The following is a 17,071-nucleotide window of genomic DNA, read 5'->3' as shown; positions in this document are numbered from 1 at the left end:
CCATGGTGACAGTGCGATCCATTCGTCGATCTGGGAGACGGCGGGACGTTTTTCGATACAATCGGGGGGACCGTCGCCACGTCCCAAGGAGCTTCCGCGTGCCCCCCGAAACGACCGTCTTCAAGAACGTCTGCCCGCTCGACTGTCCGGACACGTGCAGCATGCTGGTCACGGTGCGGAACGGGGTCGCGGTCGAGTTGAAGGGGGACCCGGGCCATCCTTTCACGCGCGGGTTCCTCTGTCGGAAGATGGCCCGATATCTCGATCGGGTGTACAGCGACCATCGGCTGATGCACCCTATGAAGCGGATCGGCCGCAAGGGCGAGGGTCGGTTCGAACGGATCTCCTGGGACGAGGCCCTCGCGACCATCGCCGAGCGCTTCCGGGCCGTCGCCGACTCGCCCGAAGGCCCGCAGGCGATCCTGCCGTACAGCTACTACGGGACGATGGGGAAACTCCAGGCGAGCAGCCTCGATCGGCGGTTCTTCCACCGCCTGGGCGCGTCGAAGCTCGACCGGACGATCTGCGCCTCGGCCGGGTCGCTCGGCTATGAGTACACCCTGGGCCGGGGACGCCTGGGCGCCGATCCCCTCGCGGTCCCGGGCTGCAAGTTCCTTGTGAACTGGGGCTCGAACACGGTCAACACCAACTCGCATCTGTGGAGCCTGATGATCGAGGCCCGGAAGAAGAACGGCGCGACCATCGTCACCGTCGACCCCTACCGAAGCCCGACCGCCGAACGCTCCGACTGGCACATCCAGCCCCGCCCCGGCACCGACGCCGCGCTCGCCCTCGGCCTGATGCACGTCCTCTGGCGCGACGGCCTCGCCGACGAGGACTACCTCGCCCGCGCGACCGTCGGCGCGGACCTTCTCCGCGAGCGCGTGCTGAACGACTATCCTCCCGACCGCACGGCCGCGATCACCGGCCTGGACGTGGAGACGATCACGACGTTCGCGCATCGCCTGGCGCGGGAGCAGCCGTCGCTGATCCGGCTGAACTACGGCATGCAGCGCCACCACGGCGGCGGCATGGCCGTGCGGACGATCGCCTGCCTACCCGCTGTGGTCGGCTCGTGGCGACACGCCGGCGGCGGGGCCTTGCTCTCCACCAGCGGCGCGTACAACTTCGACGACGCCAGGCTCGCCCGCCCCGACCTGTCCCCCGCCGGGACTCGAACCGTCAACATGAACCAGCTCGGCGAGGCCCTGGCCGGCGAACTCCCCGGCCCCCGCGTCGACGCGCTCTACGTCTACAACAGCAACCCGGCGGCCGTCGCCCCCAACCAGGCGAAGGTGCTCCGGGGGCTCGCCCGCGAGGACCTGTTCACCGTCGTCCACGAACTGTTCGCGACCGACACCGTCGACTACGCGGACGTCGTCCTCCCCGCCACGTCGCAGCTCGAACACGTCGACGTCCACGGCTCGTACGGCCACCATGAAGTGATGTACAACCCGCGTTCCATCGAGCCTCGGGGCGAGTGCCGCTCGAACAACGACGTCTTCCGCGCCCTGGCCGCGCGGCTGGGCTTCGAGCCCGAGTCCTTCCCCGACGACGAGACGCTGATGCGCGAGGCTCTCGACGGCGGCCCCACGCTCCACGGCGTGACGCTCGAACGGCTGGAGGCCGAGGGCTCGGTCCGGCTGAACCTCCCCGAAGCCTTCGCGCCGTTCGCCGACGGCGTCTTCCCCACCCCGTCGGGCAAGTGCGAGCTGTATTCCGAACGGATGGCCCGCGACGGCCTCGACCCGCTGCCGACCTACATCCCGCCGCTCGAAGACCCGCAAACGCGGCCCGACCTGGCCGCCCGGTTCCCGATCCAGCTCCTGAGCCCGCCCCGCCCGCAGTTCCTCAACTCCACGTTCGCGAACTCCCCCCGCCACCGCGACGCCGCCGGCGAGCCGACCGTCGAGATGGCCGCCGAGGACGCCCAGGCGCGGGGCGTGGCCGACGGGGACCGAGTGGAGGTCTTCAACGCACGTGGCTCCTTCCAGGCCCGCGTCGCCCTCACCGGCGGCGTCCGCCCCGGCGTCGCCGTCGCCGCCGGGATCTACTGGAGCAAGCTCTCCCCCGGCCGTTCCAACGCCAACGCCACGACCTCCTCCGCCCTCTCCGACATGGGAGGCGGCGCCACCTTCTTCGACAACCTCGTCCAGATCCGCCCGATCGACGAGCCGACTCCCTAACCCGAATCCCCTCGCCCCGCCCGTCGATCCGTCGATTTCCAACCTTCGGCCGGCGGGATGTTGACATCCCCCCTCTGAACCTCTATTCTAAGCCTCTCGCCAACGCGTGCGGGCAGATAGCTCAGCTGGTAGAGCAACGGACTGAAAATCCGTGTGTCGGCGGTTCGATCCCGCCTCTGCCCACTCCCTTTTCCCCCCGAATCGAGCCGACGGGAACCGCCAAATCCCGTCCCCCACCGGCTTTAGGCGTTATGCTCGATCGCTCATCTGATCGAGTCATCACGACAGAATCCAACTGATCCCGCCCCATTCCGTCCCCTGCGGTGGGCAAATGGTGGGCAAGGACATTTTTGATGGGTTGAACGTCCGTTCCCGTCGCGGCCAGATTCGACGCCTCGGAGCGGCCGGAATCCGGTCGCAAGGTGGGCAGCGACAGCGCGGCCCGCTCCACGTCCACGGCGCGGGGCCGGGTGTAGCGGCCTGCCAATCCAGGCGTGCTGTGTCGCATGATGCGTTGGGCGACTCGCGGCGACACTCCGGCGGCGTCGAGCAACGTCGCGGTCTGGCATCGCAGGCTGTGGAAGTCGAACACCAGTCCCCCGGCGTCGCGATAGGGGATGCCCGCGCGTTCCAGGTCGATGCGGAGCATGGTCGCGCCGCGATCGTCCGTCAGGGGGAAGATGGGTTCGCCGGGCGCGGCGGTCGCGACGTAGGGCCGCAAGTCGTCCGCGAGGTCGCCGGGCAGGGGCAACGTCGCCTCATGCCCGTTCTTCGTATAGCCCGCCGCGACGGTGACGGTGGGCGGGTCGGCGCGCCAGTCGAAGGATTCGGGCCGGATGCTCCGAATCTCGCCGTACCGCAGGCCGGTGGCGACGGCCAGCCGATACAGCAGCGCCCGGCTGGGGCCGGACATCTTCCGCCAGGGGGGGCCGGTGCGGGCGGCTTCGACCAGTCGCATCAGTTCATCGAGTCCGATGGTTCGCCGGTCGTGGCGACGGTCTTCCTTCGCGTTGAACCCCGACAGCCCGGTGAGCGGATCGGAAGCCAGCCGGCCCGACTTCCACGCCCACTTCGCGAACGACCGAACCGCCGTCTTGTGATGGTTCACCGATCCGAGCGACATCCCCCCCGACCGCAGCGCGGCCAGGGCGGATTGCACGCGATCGGCCGTCAGGTGTCCGAGCCGTGCGGGGGCCAGCCAGTCCGCCAGCCTGGCTTCGTAGGTGGGCAGGTCGGATCGCTTCGCGGTGCGAGGGCGTTCGACTTCGGACGGCGTAGCGCCGAAGGTAATCGCCGCGAGGCGTCGGACGCGAGAGACGGAGAGGGCGACGTGCTGAGCCGTCGCCCCCTTGGACCGTAGGGAGTCGCCCCACGCCTCGATATGCTCGCCGATCGACCGGGCGGCGTGCTCTTTCCGTGCGAGGTCGCTAGGATCGACCAACCCAGCCCGCACCTTCGCGGCCTCGGACTCGGCGGCGCGGGCCAGGTCTTCGGTCGCCCGCTTGTCGGTGCATCCCTTGTGCTCGCGCTTCACCCCGTCAGCGTCGGTGAATCGGTAGTACCACGTCTTACCGCGTTTTCGTAGACTCGCCATCGGGTTCGCTCCTATCCAGGTAGGGTCGAATCAAGGGGGCGGGGCCGTCGCAAGCGGTCCCGTCCCCCGCCCTCCCCTTGTCTCGCCTGCATCAATCCGCGTCAAGGGCCTCGCGCCCGCCCGCCATCGCCGCAACGGTCGCTTTCACGTCGTATCGATCGCGGTACTTCTCGGGACGGACGGCTTTCAGCAGGAAGATCAGCAGTAGGTCCGAGTATTCACGGAAACTGATGCGTTCGTAGACGGGCCGTCCCGCGTCGTCGGTTCCGGTGCGGACGAATCGGGTCCGCTCGGTCCCTTCGACGGCGCGGCGACGGGCTTCCTGTTCCAGTTCGTCGGCGGCGTCATCGATCGCGTCATCCCAGGCTTCGGCGAACGCGGCGTCTTTCGCCCGGCGTTCGTAGGCGGTCGATCGGTGGATTCCGGCGTCGGCACAGGCGTCGCGGACGTTGCCGCATCGGGCCAGCGCGTCAAGGAATCCAGGTCGCCACTCGCGGAATCGCGTGCTCATTCAAAGCTCCTTTTTAGGAGGTCGGTCTTGTCGGGTTCGTCACCCTCGGCCTGGATCGCCAGTCGTTCGGCGGCTTCGTAGGCGTCGGTATCGGTCGACGCCGGTCCCCAGCGCAGCGGCTCTAGTTCCTCCCAGGGGACAGACATGGGCAGCCATCGCCCCCAGAGGTAGCGAATCCGGCTGAATCCGCCCGCGTGAACCTCGGTCCAATCGTTGCATCCCTCGGGGGGCCGAACCCGCACGGCTCGGGACGGCCAGCCGGTCGCGGCCTTGTCCCCCGCGTCGTCGGCGTCGGTGGCGATGAACCATCGCGGCGCGGCCAGCATCGCCCCGAGGATGCTCGAATCGGGCCGGGCCGACGCCGATCCCAGCGTGACCACGGACGCCACGTCGGGAAGCTGTTGGGCCATCAAGAGGGCGTCGAATTCGCCTTCGACCACGATCAGCGGACGGCCGGATTGAATCGCCTCGGGGCCGGGGTAGATCCTCGGACGGTCGCGGAAGGCTTCGACGTACTTCGGCTTCTCCCCCTCGGGTCGGCGGATCTTGACCAGCGCCAGACGCTCCCCGTCGAACCAGGGCAGGACGATCCCGGACGCTCGATAGGATCGGTCGCCCCCCTTGGTCGGGATCGCCACGGAATCGACGTATCCCAGCCGGGCGGCGCGGATCGCGTCGTCTTCCAGGCCGCGACGGTGCAGGTAGGCCAGCGCGGCGGCCCCCTCGGGCTCCCAGAGTCGACGGGCGGCGTCTTTCACCAGCGCCAGGGCGTCGGCCGGGGGAAGGCCGGACGGCCGCTCCGAGGGCCTCGCGGGGGCCTTGGCGGGCGTCGGTCGGAGCATCGGCCGATGACTCCCCCCCGAGGGCAAGAGTCCGGACAGCTCGGCCACGCGACGGACGGCCTCGGGGAACGTCGATCGGTTCAGCCGCATCGCCAGGGCGGCGGCGTCGCCATGCTCGCCGCATCCGAAGCACTTCCAGCGGCCCCAGTCGGGATCGACGACGAACGACGGGTTGCGGTCGTCGTGGAACGGGCAGGGCCACCACAGGCGGCCTCCTCCCTTCCGGCCGGGGGGGTCCCCGAGTAGATCGACGGCCACGGCCTCCAGGTCGATGCGGTCTTTGATGGCCTCCCAGTTGAGACGCGGCGTCGGAGCGCGGACGGTGAAAGCGGAAGGCATGGTTTCGCCTCCATTCTGGAGTTCCACGGCCTGACATAATTGACGGAATTGCCGAAACCCGGCCCTCAGGCTTCAAGCCGGGGGTTCTGTCAATTGCGTCGATTCCGTCAGGCCAGCAGGTCGGGATTCACGCTGTAGGCGGGGGACGACGGACGGCCGGGTCCGGCGGGGCCTTGCGGGGCCACCTGCGAGCGGATCGCGTTCGTTTTGGCGAGATTGGTCAAGGCTTTGACCAGCGATTCGGCCGTGATCCACGGCCGCGCCCGTCTCACGTCGCGTTCGGTGAACGTCGTGCGGCGGCCGTCGCGAAGCCATTCGATGATCGCATTGACTTCGGCGGCGTGGGGTCCGGCCCCGGTCGGGTCGCTCCCCGAGCGAACCCGCCGCGCGTGGCTCTTGAAGTAGGCCGTGAGTCGCCAGGCGTTCTCGACGTGGCGTTCGGCGATGTCGGGGACGGCCAGGGGATCGGCGGTCGGGTCGCTGGCGTGCTCCATGAGTCCGAGGACCAGGGCCAGCCGATCCGCGTAGGCGGACAGCTTCCCCCACGCGGCTTCCAATGAGGGATTGAAGCCGGGGTGGTTCATCTCGCGGGCGTGGGTCGTGCGAAGCCGCTTTCGGGCCTTCCTGGCGTCAGGCGTCAGGACGGCGACGTGCGGGTGTTCGCCGTTCATCGGGCGATCCCAGAGGCGCCCGACCAAGGCGGCCCACTCGGCAGTCGCGGCCTCGGACACACCGTCCTCGTCCTCGTCTTCCGGCACCCCGAACGGGTCGGGGTAGATGAACAAGAACCGCTCGATGAACCCGTCGCCGGGCCGGGATGGGTCGACGAACCCTGGCAGCGAGGCCGGGACCGTGCCGCCGACGATCGAGAGACAGGGATGGGGCGAACGGAGCGGAACGCCGTTGTCGTCGCCGACGCGATCCTTGATGATCCGCTTACCGGACCACGCCGACAGGATGTCCTCCTTGTCGGTCCCACGCCCCCCCTTGAATTGCCCGAACGATCCCATGAGGGCGGATAGTTCGTCGCGGACCATGAGCAGGCCGCGCGGATTGTCGCTCAAGAGGCCGGGCAGCTTCTCCAGCGTGAGGTTGTCGATGTCGACCCTTCGCGGACGCGGCCGGGGGGGGAGTTCCGACGCCTTGGGCTTCGGCCCCAACGCCTCGCATTCCCGCTTCCACCGAAGTTCGGCGGCGGCGTGCTCGGCGGTCAGCTCGCGGTCGATCGCGTAGATGGGGCTCGCGACGCATTCCACCGCCGGGGACTTGCCGGACGACGCCTTGCCGATGACAGCCACGAACAGGGACGACGACGCGAAGTAGCCCGGCTTCAAGAGCAGCGAGACGGATCGTCCGATCGCCCCGGCGGCGACGGCCAGCGTCGCCCCGGCGGCGAAGTCGACCGGGCAGCCGATCGACCGCGAAGCCTCTTCCGCGAGGTGTCGGGCGGGCGGCGGCAGCATGTCGAGCGGGAAGTCTTCCACGGCCGGCGTCTCGCCGATCCGCAGCGGCCCCCAAGAATCGGCGGCGGCCGGCTCGGGGGGCGGTTGATCTCCCATCGGATCGACGTTCATCAGGGCGGCGACGACGGCTTCCCTGCCGGGCAAGGCGGCCGACAGCAGCTCCCAGGCGGCGCCGCGTCCGTCGATGGGCAGTTCGGCGAGATGTTCGCCGATCGTCTTCCAGGGCTCGGCAAGCGCGGCCAACTCGCCGTTGATGGGTTGGTCGCTCAACAGGCGTCGGAGAAGCCAGGCGACGGAGGCGTCGGGGATGCTCAAGAGCCACCCCCTTCCGCGATCCAGCGCACGAGGGTGGACCGCTTCCAGCGCGGCATCTTGCCGACGCGCAGGTCCGGCGGGGGCATCTTGCCGGCGGCCCGCATGCGCTCCACCAGGCGGCGCGAGCACGCCAGGGCGGCGGCCAGGTCGTCGATCGACAGCGGCGGTTCCAGGCCGGTCGAGGCGGCGTCGGGACGGGGGATGGCGTTCATGAGCCACCTCCATGCCCATCGGCTTCCTGCGAATCGCTCCGGGGGCCTTCCTGATGGCGGTCGCGGGCGGCGGCTTCGGCCAGCCGCAAGAGGCGGCGCAGACGTGCGGCTTCTCGGCAGGTTTGCGCCAGACGCTCGCGGACGATGGGCGGTCGCGGGATCAAGTCGTCATGTTCAGGCATATCCACCTCAGAGTTCGAGCGGACTCGGTTCGACTCTGTAGGCAGTATGTCGGGGAGGCCGGACGCCAAATGGACATCTGGCGGACTTCCGACGGACATCTCGCGGACATCTCGGCTACTCGGGTGAAATCTCCCGGAACACCCGGTCCGACGCCACACGAAACGAAAGTCGAGAGCCGATTCCCACGAGGAAGCCGTTGGTGCGTGCCACATTCTTCCGAATGGCGTCGATGCTCACTCTGGTGTCGTGGACTCGTTCGGCGATGTCGGCGGCCGTCGCCTGCCTCTTGTCGGCCATGTATTCCACCAGCATGGCGGAAGTCCGCTTCCCCGCTTTCCGCAACCGCTCGACGATGTCGGCGCAGTCGATCGCGTTCGATCCGTTTGCAGGCGGGGCGGCGGCCTCGGGAGGAGTGGGAGCGGCGGGCGCGGCCGTGGGATGGGCGTGGGACCGGACCGGGATCGCGGGGGGCGTGAGATTGAAAGCCCGCTCGGTTTCCTCCAAGGCGTCTTTCATCTCGCGCCAGGCTTCGCGCGGCGGCTTCTCGGGGAACAGGCTCCCGAGTTCATTGAGGAATGCGTCATAGGCCGCGCGAAAAAACCGTCGCACGGTGGGAGTCAGATTCCGATCCTCGCATTCGATGTGAGCGATGTACGTCCAAACGGAGGCGTCAGGGGACCATCGCCACCGATTGTCGGTGATCGCGATAACACACTCCGCCATGGCATTATGAGCTAGGCGTTCCAAATTCTCTTCGAGGTCAGGCGAGTGATCCATGCGATTACGGACGATGGTCCCGTCCGGAAGCCTCACCGGCTCCCGGATCTGGGCGTTCCAGGTTCGCAGCCATGTCGCGGCGAGACGGCAGACCGTCCGCACCTGATCGTCTGAAACCCTCGCGGGCTCGCTCGGGACATGGTGTCCGCGCGGGGGGAAATCGGCGGCTCCGCCGTACGAAACGCAATGCGACATGGCGTGATCCCCTGATCGCGGGCCGAACCCGGCCGGGGCGTCAGGGGATGACCGCGCCCGGCCGGGTCCGCTTGGCTTCCCAGGTGGCCACCCGAGGAACCGTCCCGCGACATCACTTTACACGACGCTCACCGTATCTGGCCCCCCCGAGCAACCAATCGGCGTTCGGGCTCGATGGAGCATTCGTCGCAGTCGCGTTCTAAGGCACCCGTCAACATCGCCCGCGTGCGTGCTTCTTTGATGTCAGAGGCACAAAAATTCTAACTAGGCGTCGATTCCAGGCCCTTTATGGAGTCGCGTTCGGTTTCGCGTTTCCGCAGCCTTTCCGGTTCTGCGGAATGGCGGGGGAAGGGGATGCACCAGTTCCGCACCTGATCCTGTGGCTTCCCCGCCCGGTGTGGAGAGCCTTTTAGGGGCTTACAAAACTCTACTTTAGGGGATCGCAGCCCCCCTTTTTTGGGACTAAAGAAACTCACCCGACCGCCCTTTTAGGGGCTGCAAGAAATCAGCCGCGTTTCCACAGGGATCCCCGTTCTGTGGAACTGTTTCCTGCTTCTTTCCTGTTCTCAGGAAACGGTTGCGCGCCGACTCCTGATATCCCCCGCCACCAGGAAGCCAGGTGTGGGCAGACCGCGACCATTGCCCCGCGCGGCGCGGGGCCGTCGGTCCCATAGGGCGCACATACCGAGCGAACCCTTTCGGCCGCTCCCTATGCGCCCTATGATCCCGATCATGCCGGGATCGAGGACATCCCGCAGTTTCGAGCGGCCCAAAACCAGGTTTTGAATATTTCGTTTTTCGCGATGAGGGGGCCGTGGCGGTCGGCGTCGACGAGGACGCCAACATTGCGACCCCGTACGCCTCGCTCGGAATCCTACCGGGGTGGGAATCGCGGGTTCAGCCACGGTCGGAGGCTCATCCGGTCTGAGATGGTCGCCCCGTCGACACGCCTAGTCGGGCGCGAACGCGGCCGATGAATCGGCCCCGATAGTCTGAAGTCTCGGCCGCGTCGAGTACAATGGACGCCTCGCGGGCCGGGCTGGCTGGCCGGAGTTTCGCCGGAGACCTCCATGTCGTCGATCGCCGCCATCACCAACCCCATCCTCAACTCGCCGTACAGGGAGCCCACGAAGCACTTTCGGTTCACCGCCGACAATCAGATCACCAGCATCGTCGATTCCGGGCGGCGGGACAGCAGCTACTTCCTCCCGATCGCGAGCCCGAAGAAGAAAAGCGTGACGCCCCTTTTCGACGCGATCGAGGAGCAGAGGACCGAGAGCGGGCACGTCAACCGCATCCGACAGCTCCTGAAAAGCTGGCGCGACCTGGGACGGCCGGACATCACCCCAGTGACTCGCGCGCTGCTCGACCACTGGCACGCGGAGGATCGGTTCCGGGCGCTGTTCTTCTGCCAGCTCGAGGCGCTCGAGACGCTCATCTACATCACCGAGGTGGCCAAGCAGACGAAGTACGGCGACGTCTGGATCGAGAACTACCTGCGGGAGAAGGCCGAGGAGGCCGGGACGGACCTGTTCCGCGTCGCGTGCAAGATGGCGACGGGCAGCGGCAAGACGGTCGTCATGTCCATGCTCATCGCATGGCAGGTGCTCAACAAGCGCCGCTACCCGCGGGACAACCGGTTCACCGACGCCTTCCTCGTCGTCGCCCCCGGCATCACGATCCGCGACCGGCTCCGCGTGCTGCTGCCGTCCGACCCGAACAACTACTACCGCGAACTCGACGTCGTGCCGGCCGAGTACCGCGGCGACCTCGGTACGGCGCGGATCGTCGTCACGAACTATCACGCCTTCAAGCTCCGCGAGAAGGGCGACGCGGGCGGCCTGACGAAGCGCCTGCTGACCGTCAACACCCCCGGCGCCTTCACCGAGTCGCCCGACGAGATGGTGAACCGGGTCTGCAACGACCTGGGCAAGCACCGCGAGATCATGGTCATCAACGACGAGGCCCACCACTGCTACCGCGGCAGGCCGGTCGCGGTGAAGGAGAAGCTGACGAGGGAGGAGGCGAGCGAGGCCAGGGACCGCGCGGAGGAGGCCCGCTTGTGGATCACCGGGCTGGAGGCGATCCATCGCAAGATCGGCGTGAAGGCCGTGTACGACCTGTCGGCCACGCCGTTCTACCTCAAGGGGTCCGGCTACCCGGAGGGGACGTTGTTCCCCTGGGTGGTCAGCGACTTCTCGCTGATGGACGCGATCGAATCCGGTATCGTCAAGATCCCGCGCGTCCCCGTCGCCGACAACGCGATGACCGGCGACTACCCGAAATATCGCGACCTCTGGGTCTACATCCGCGACGGCCTGAAGGATGTGCGCCGCGGCCCCGCCGACGCGAACACGCCGCCGCTCCTCCCCGGCCTGCTCGAAGGCGCGCTCAAGAGCCTCTACGGACACTACGCGCGGAAGTTCGCGGATTGGGAGGCCGACGAAGAGTCGCGGGCGAACGGCGGCACCCCGCCCGTCTTCATCGTCGTCTGCAACAACACGAACGTCAGCAAGGCCGTGTTCGACTACGTCTCGGGATACGAGACCGGGCACAAGCACCCCGACGGCGAGCCCGTCGTCGCGGGGGGGGACGCCCTGCCCCTGTTCGGCAACGTGAAGGACCAGCGCTGGCTGCACCGGCCGAATACGATCCTGGTGGACAGCCGGCAGCTCGAGTCCGGCGACAGCATGTCCGACGAGTTCAAGCGGCTCGCGAAGCATCAGATCGAGGAATTCAAGGCCGAGTATCGGCGGCGGTTCCCCGGCCGGGACGCCGAAAGCCTGACCGACGAGGACCTGATGCGCGAGGTGCTGAACACCGTCGGGAAGCCGGGCAAGCTCGGAGAGCACGTCCGCTGCGTCGTCTCCGTCTCCATGCTCACCGAGGGGTGGGACTGCAACACCGTCACCCACATCCTCGGCGTCCGGGCGTTCGGCACCCGGCTCTTGTGCGAGCAGGTCATGGGCCGCGGCTTGCGGCGGCGGAGCTACGCCGTCGGCGACGACGGGATGATGGCCCCCGAATACGCCGACATCTTCGGCGTGCCGTTCACAGGGTTCCCGGTCGCCGGACTCCCCGAGGAACGCGCCCCGGCCGCGCCGAAGCCCGGCAAGGCCGTGCGAGCCGTCCCGGAGCGGCTGATCGACGCCCCCTGGCTCGAAGTGACCTTCCCCCGCGTCGTCGGCTACCGGTTCGACGTGCCGGCCGACCGCCTCGCGGCGCGGTTCGACGCGACGCACCGCGAGGTTCTGACCACCCAGGACATCCCGACGAACACCCTGAACGCGCCGATCGTCGGCGAGAAGGCCGAGCTGACGCTGGGCGACGCCAAGGTCCTGCGCCCCCAGGCGGTCACCTTCCGGCTCGCCACCCACCTGCAACAGCGACACTTCCCGGACAAGCCCTGGCTGTTCCCCCAGCTCGTCGGCATCGTCCGCGACTGGCTCGGCGATCCGGACGGCGAGTCGCCGAACGTCGAATACGGCGACGACACGTTCCCCGGCCTGCTGCTGCTCGGCGAGAAGAAGCACGCGGCCTGCGAGAAGATCAACCGGGCCATCATCGCGGCGTCCGGCGGGGCGCAGCGGCTCCGGGCCGAACTCCAGCGCGACGACGCCGTGGGCACCACGGCCGGCGTCTCCTTCGACACCGTGAAGACCTGCTGGACGACCGAGCCGACGAAGTGCCACGTCAACCTCGTCCCGCAAGACAGCGACTGGGAGACGATCGTCTGCCAGAAGCTCGAGGAGATGGACGAGGTGCGGGCCTACGCCAAGAACCAGGGGATCGGCTTCCGCATCCCCTACACCCTGGACGGCCGCCCCGGCAACTACTTCCCCGACCTCGTCGTGAAGCTCGACGACGGCCGCGGCCCCGACGACCTCCTGAACCTGGTCCTGGAAGTCTCCGGCCAGAAGAAGAAGGAGAAGGACGCGAAGGTCCAGACCGCGAAGACCATGTGGGTGCCGGGCGTGAACAACCTCGGGACTTTCGGCCGCTGGGCCTTCCTCGAGATCGACGGCTCCAACCTGCACAAGACCAAACAGGAGATTCGTAGCCTTCTCGAAGGCTGAGGGACCACGTTGTTTACCCGAACCGGCCGTTTAGGTAAATTGCTTTTTCCATATGGGCGTTCGGGTAAACAAGCCCTTTGTACTGGCGGTCTAAGATTTTGCGACCCGACGAGTATACACCTCAGGCTCCTGGTCAAATCGTCCGGTCCGTGCTGGGACACTGGACGTTCAGACCGGAGCCGTTGCCTCCTCGGATCGAACCCGACCTGCGGCTGATGTCGCTCCTGTCGACCGCCGATCGGGCGCTCGGCGAGTTGGCGGGGATCGGTCGGCGGCTGAGGAATCCCCACCTGCTGATCCGGCCGTTCATCCGCCGCGAGGCCGTGCTCTCCAGCCGGATCGAGGGGACGATCACCCGGCTCGACCAGTTGTTCCTCTTCGAAGCCCAGCCGGAAGAGCCGTCCCACCCCTCGGACGCGGGCGAGGTCCGGAATTACGTCCGGGCGCTCGAGCATGGGCTCGAGTACATCCGCGGCGGGGAACCCTTCTCGCTCCGGATGCTGCGCGAGATCCACCACCTGCTCCTGGACGGCGTCCGGGGCGCGGAGAAGCGGCCCGGCGAACTCCGAGACCGAGCCGTCCTGATCGGCCGCTCGTCCGAATTCGACGAGGCGCGATTCATCCCGCCGTGCCATACCACCATCGGCCCCATGCTCGACGACTTCGTCGCCTTCCTGCGCGACGAGCGTTCGCTCCCGGTGGCGATCCAGCTCGCGCTGGCGCACTACCAGTTCGAGACGATCCACCCGTTCAACGACGGCAACGGCCGCGTCGGCCGGCTGCTCATCACGCTGATGCTCTGCGAACGGCAGATCCTGCCGCAGCCGCTGCTGTACCTGTCCGCGTTCTTCGAGCAGCATCGCGAGGAATACTACGACCACCTGCTGAACGTCAGCCGGCGGGCGGCCTGGAACGACTGGTTCGGCTTCTTCGCGAGGGCGATCGCCGAACAGGCCCGAGACGCCGTGATCCGCGTGCAACGGCTCCAGGACCTCCAGGAGACCTTGCGGCAACGCACCTCCCGCCTGATCCGCACGGCCGCTCCCCAGATCCTCGTCGATGAGCTGTTCGCGTCACCCTTCATCACGATGAACCGGGCGGCCGACGTGATGGGCGTAGCCTTCAAGTCGGCCGCCCGCACGATCATCACGCTGGAAGAGGCCGGCATCCTCCGCGAAATCACCGGTCAGCAGCGCAACCGGGTCTACTGCGCCGACGAGATCCTCCGACTGCTCGACGAGCCGCTCACCGACGACCCTCCCACGCCTTGAAGGTGCCACGATGGCCAAGAAGAAGCCCGCCGCCGCGTCCGTCGCGGTCGATTCGCACAAGCACGTCGCCGACAGGCGGCCCAACATCCCCACCCGCGAGACCGCGGCGTTCTCCGACGACGGCGTCGGCAGGGCCGTGTACGAGCGCGACCGCTCGCTCGACCCCCAGCTCGTCTGGAAGGGGAAGGACGAGCAGGACGCCAGGCCCCTGGAAGTCCCCGCGGTGCCGCTGCACGTCCAGGAGAAGATCCACCCCCAGGCGATCGTCGAGGACCTGAAGCGCCGGGCCGCCGCCCCCCGGCCCGCCGCCGACGTCCAGCTCGACCTGTTCGCCGACTTCAACGGCCTGGACGACTTCGCCAAGAAGCTGGAGTTCTACCAGCACGACCAGCACTGGACCAACCGCCTCATCCTCGGCGACAGCCTGCTCGTCATGGCCAGCCTCGCCGAGAAGGAACGCCTCCGCGGCCAGGTCCAGTGCATCTTCTTCGACCCCCCCTACGGCATCAAGTTCGGCAGCAACTGGCAGGTGAGCACCCGTAAGCGGGACGTCAAAGACGCGAAGGCCGAGGACTTGACCCGCCAGCCCGAGCAGATCAGGGCTTTTCGAGACACCTGGCAGCTGGGGATTCACAGCTATCTGACGTACATGCGGGATCGGCTTACCGCGGCGAGGAGCTTGTTGACCGATTCAGGAAGCATCTTTGTCCAGATCGGCGACGAAAATGTCCACCTGATTCGTTCGCTAATGGACGAGATATTCGGGAGCGAGAATTTTTGTGCGCTCATTACTTTCAAGAAGACGAGCAGCGCGTCGAGCGAAATCCTTAGTGGCGTCTCCGATTATCTATTGTGGTACGCGAAAACTCATGACCAAGTCAAAATGCGATCACTGTACGCGTTGAAGAACTTAAGCGATTCGACGGATGGCAGTTACGACTGCATAGAGTCCCCTGATGCAAAGTCTTGGCGGCGCATGAGATCAACAGAAAAGTCAGATGTCGCTTCCATTCCTCCCGGCTGGCGGGTCTTTATGGCAGGTGCGATTACCTCGTCTCGCCCGCCTGGTTCATTTCCCGTTCAGTATGAGGGGAAAACCTACGTGCCGAGTTCAGGCTACTGGAAGACGGGTGAGGCAGGGTTTAAACAGCTTGTAAATGCCAAACGACTGGTCAACGTTAATGGCAACCTACGATATCGGCGATACTTCAACGACTTTCCGGTTTCGCCAATCAATAACCTCTGGACAGACACGACAACTGGAACCTACACGGAAGCGAAGGTTTACGTCGTCCAGACCAATACGAAGGTTGTTGAACGCTGCATCCTGATGACCACCGACCCCGGCGACCTTGTGATCGATCCGACGTGTGGGAGCGGGACGACGGCCCATGTCGCTGAGCAATGGGGACGACGATGGATCACCATCGACACGTCCCGCGTCGCGCTGGCGCTGGCTCGCACTCGGCTGATGGCTGCGCGCTTCCCATATTACCTGCTCGCCGATTCGCCCGAGGGCCGCAAGAAGCAGGCCGAGCTGACCGGCGCACCGTCCGACCCCAACGGCCCCGCCTTGCGGCGCGACATCCACAAGGGGTTCGTATATCGCACCGTGCCGCACGTCACGCTCAAGAGCATCGCCAACAACCCCGACATCAAGGAGGGGATGACTCGCGAGCAGATCGACCAGGCGATCGCCCGCCACGCCGACACGGAGACGCTCTACGACCAGCCGTATGAGGACAAGAATGTGGTGCGGCTGACCGGGCCGTTCACCGTGGAGAGCCTGTCGCCCCACCGCAGCCTGCCGATCGCGCCGGCAGACGACGAGCCCGCGGCCCCCGAGCCGGCGTCGGCCCCCGTCGCGAACCCGAGCTTCGGCCAGATGATCCTGGACAACCTCAGCACGGCCGGCGTGAAGGGGACGGACAAGGCGCAGCGGATCACGCTCGCCCGGCTCGACCCGTTCCCCGGCGAGTACATCCACGCCGAGGGCGAGACCGACGCCGGCGCGGCCGTCCGCGTCTGCATCGGCCCGGAGTTCGGCACGCTCGGCGACGCCGACATCAAGAAGGCAGCGCTGGAGGCGATCAAGGGGAGCCGCTGCGATTTGCTGCTGGTCTGCGCCTTCGCGTTCGAGGCGAGCGTCCACGAGCAGACCGCCGAGCTGACCAAGGAGATCAAGTTCGGCAAGCTGGCGATCCTGCCGGTTCGGATGAACCCCGACCTGGCGATGGGCGACGAGCTGCTGAAGAAGACCGGGGCCGGCAACCTGTTCACCGTCTTCGGCGAGCCCGACGTCAAGCTGACCGCGGCCGACGGCAAGCTGACGGTCGAGATCCGCGGCGTCGACGTCTTCGACCCCGGCACCGGCGCCGTCCGCACCGGCGACGTCGACGACATCGCCTGCTGGTTCCTCGACACCGACTACGACGGCCAGTCCTTCTTCGTCCGCCACGCCTACTTCCTCTACGGCGGCAAGGACACCAAGGAAGGCCCCTACGACAAGCTCAAGAAGGCCCTCCGCGCCGAGATCGACGAGGGCGAATGGTCCAAGCTCTACAGCGCCGTCAGCCAGCCCTTCCCCGTCCCGACCACCGGCAAGATCGCCGTGAAGGTCATCAACCACTTCGGCGACGAGGTCCTCAAGGTCTACACCGTGCCGCCCGCCCGTTAGGGCTCCCCCGTCGGATCGAACCGTCAACGCTTGCACGCGCCGACCATCGCCAGGATGGCGGCGCGGATCGCTTCCGGCAGGTCGGGCCAGGCGTCGACCACGGCGGCCAGCGCGGCGTCGGCGGGTTCGCTCTGACGGGTGTCAGTGGGCAAATGGTGGGCAACGGTCGCGGGAGAGAGACGCAAGCCCTTGGCTGATTTGGGCTTTACGGAATCGGGGCGACGGACTGAAAATCCGTGTGTCGGCGGTTCGATCCCGCCTCTGCCCACTCTCACCTTTTCTTTTCTCATCCGTGCGACGTCTCTCGTCGATCTCGGATGATGGACGATCGGATGATCTTGCGGAACCGTCCGAATCGGGTCGGTTGATTCCTTTCGGGACGGCGAGGCCGTCGTGCGCTCGCGATTTCCCGTAGCTGGGGCGATGGGCG

11 protein-coding genes, 2 tRNA genes and 1 pseudogene are annotated in these 17,071 nt (G+C 67.0%); 7 read left to right on the top strand and 7 right to left on the bottom strand.

Annotation, left to right across the window (positions count from 1 at the left end):
- Positions 1-98: 98 nt before the first annotated feature.
- Together VT85_RS15015 and VT85_RS15010 are read left to right on the top strand one after the other, a co-directional pair.
- Positions 99-2,186, top strand: coding sequence for a molybdopterin-dependent oxidoreductase (locus VT85_RS15015; RefSeq protein ID WP_068416766.1), 2,088 nt, complete (start codon positions 99-101; stop codon positions 2,184-2,186).
- A gap of 110 nt (positions 2,187-2,296) precedes the next feature.
- A tRNA-Phe gene (locus VT85_RS15010) sits at positions 2,297-2,369 on the top strand.
- Positions 2,370-2,709: 340 nt separating this feature from the next.
- Here the strand turns inward: VT85_RS15010 and VT85_RS30030 are convergent.
- A pseudogene (locus tag VT85_RS30030) lies at positions 2,710-3,099 on the bottom strand (tyrosine-type recombinase/integrase); the annotation flags it as partial.
- On the opposite strand from VT85_RS30030, the gene VT85_RS29245 reads away from it, so the two are divergent.
- Entirely contained in the window at positions 3,023-3,286 is a 264-nt protein-coding gene (locus VT85_RS29245) for a hypothetical protein (protein ID WP_068416763.1), read from the top strand. The pseudogene VT85_RS30030 and the gene VT85_RS29245 sit on opposite strands and share 77 nt — an antisense overlap.
- A 585-nt stretch (positions 3,287-3,871) precedes the next feature.
- Here the strand turns inward: VT85_RS29245 and VT85_RS15000 are convergent.
- The 5 genes from VT85_RS15000 to VT85_RS27700 form a co-directional block, all read right to left on the bottom strand.
- Positions 3,872-4,291 (bottom strand): hypothetical protein, encoded by a 420-nt coding sequence (locus VT85_RS15000; protein WP_068416760.1) that lies wholly within the window; start codon positions 4,289-4,291, stop codon positions 3,872-3,874.
- Positions 4,288-5,472: a CHC2 zinc finger domain-containing protein gene (locus VT85_RS14995; protein WP_068416757.1), complete on the bottom strand. Its 1,185-nt coding sequence runs from the start codon at positions 5,470-5,472 to the stop codon at positions 4,288-4,290. The genes VT85_RS15000 and VT85_RS14995 overlap by 4 nt, the downstream gene beginning before the upstream one ends.
- 107 nt (positions 5,473-5,579) lie before the next feature.
- A complete protein-coding gene (locus tag VT85_RS14990; protein ID WP_068416755.1) occupies positions 5,580-7,250 on the bottom strand; it encodes a DUF3987 domain-containing protein in 1,671 nt (556 codons plus the stop codon).
- Positions 7,247-7,462 carry a helix-turn-helix transcriptional regulator gene (locus VT85_RS28565; RefSeq protein ID WP_068416751.1) on the bottom strand — a complete coding sequence of 72 codons (216 nt, stop codon included), beginning with the start codon at positions 7,460-7,462 and terminating at the stop codon, positions 7,247-7,249. The genes VT85_RS14990 and VT85_RS28565 overlap by 4 nt, the downstream gene beginning before the upstream one ends.
- 297 nt (positions 7,463-7,759) lie before the next feature.
- Positions 7,760-8,617 carry a hypothetical protein gene (locus VT85_RS27700; RefSeq protein ID WP_156512882.1) on the bottom strand — a complete coding sequence of 286 codons (858 nt, stop codon included), beginning with the start codon at positions 8,615-8,617 and terminating at the stop codon, positions 7,760-7,762.
- 1,070 nt (positions 8,618-9,687) lie between these two features.
- Between VT85_RS27700 and VT85_RS14975 the strand changes: the two genes are divergently transcribed.
- The 3 genes from VT85_RS14975 to VT85_RS14965 all read left to right on the top strand — a co-directional run bounded on the left by VT85_RS14975 (position 9,688) and on the right by VT85_RS14965 (position 16,641).
- The gene (locus VT85_RS14975) at positions 9,688-12,693 is read left to right on the top strand and encodes a BPTD_3080 family restriction endonuclease (RefSeq protein WP_068416745.1); all 3,006 of its coding nucleotides are present in this window, start codon (positions 9,688-9,690) and stop codon (positions 12,691-12,693) included.
- Positions 12,694-12,875: 182 nt separating this feature from the next.
- Positions 12,876-13,964, top strand: a complete 1,089-nt coding sequence (locus tag VT85_RS14970) for a Fic family protein (RefSeq protein ID WP_197490732.1) — start codon at positions 12,876-12,878, stop codon at positions 13,962-13,964.
- Positions 13,965-13,974: 10 nt separating this feature from the next.
- Complete coding sequence (locus VT85_RS14965) at positions 13,975-16,641, top strand: site-specific DNA-methyltransferase (protein WP_068416738.1); 2,667 nt, start codon at positions 13,975-13,977, stop codon at positions 16,639-16,641.
- Between the two features lie 23 nt (positions 16,642-16,664).
- Here VT85_RS14965 and VT85_RS29690 read toward each other — a convergent pair whose 3' ends face one another.
- On the bottom strand, positions 16,665-16,793 hold the full coding sequence (locus VT85_RS29690; protein WP_255376943.1) for a hypothetical protein: 129 nt from the start codon (positions 16,791-16,793) through the stop codon (positions 16,665-16,667).
- On the opposite strand from VT85_RS29690, the gene VT85_RS27695 reads away from it, so the two are divergent.
- Positions 16,788-16,909 (top strand) — tRNA-Phe (locus VT85_RS27695). The genes VT85_RS29690 and VT85_RS27695 overlap by 6 nt on opposite strands.
- Positions 16,910-17,071 lie beyond the last annotated feature (162 nt).

This window comes from Planctomyces sp. SH-PL62 (assembly GCF_001610895.1).
GTDB lineage: Bacteria > Planctomycetota > Planctomycetia > Isosphaerales > Isosphaeraceae > Paludisphaera.
This window is presented reverse-complemented; position numbering and strand designations above follow the sequence as displayed.

What these genes read in the sequence shown, in the direction of transcription:
- VT85_RS29245 (WP_068416763.1), top strand. Translation starts at nt 3,023, where the DNA reads ATGCTCCGAATCTCGCCGTACCGCAGGCCGGTGGCGACGGCCAGCCGA.
- VT85_RS15000 (WP_068416760.1), bottom strand. Translation starts at nt 4,291, where the DNA reads ATGAGCACGCGATTCCGCGAGTGGCGACCTGGATTCCTTGACGCGCTG.
- VT85_RS14995 (WP_068416757.1), bottom strand. Translation starts at nt 5,472, where the DNA reads ATGCCTTCCGCTTTCACCGTCCGCGCTCCGACGCCGCGTCTCAACTGG.
- VT85_RS28565 (WP_068416751.1), bottom strand. Translation starts at nt 7,462, where the DNA reads ATGAACGCCATCCCCCGTCCCGACGCCGCCTCGACCGGCCTGGAACCG.
- VT85_RS27700 (WP_156512882.1), bottom strand. Translation starts at nt 8,617, where the DNA reads ATGTCGCATTGCGTTTCGTACGGCGGAGCCGCCGATTTCCCCCCGCGC.
- VT85_RS14975 (WP_068416745.1), top strand. Translation starts at nt 9,688, where the DNA reads ATGTCGTCGATCGCCGCCATCACCAACCCCATCCTCAACTCGCCGTAC.
- VT85_RS14965 (WP_068416738.1), top strand. Translation starts at nt 13,975, where the DNA reads ATGGCCAAGAAGAAGCCCGCCGCCGCGTCCGTCGCGGTCGATTCGCAC.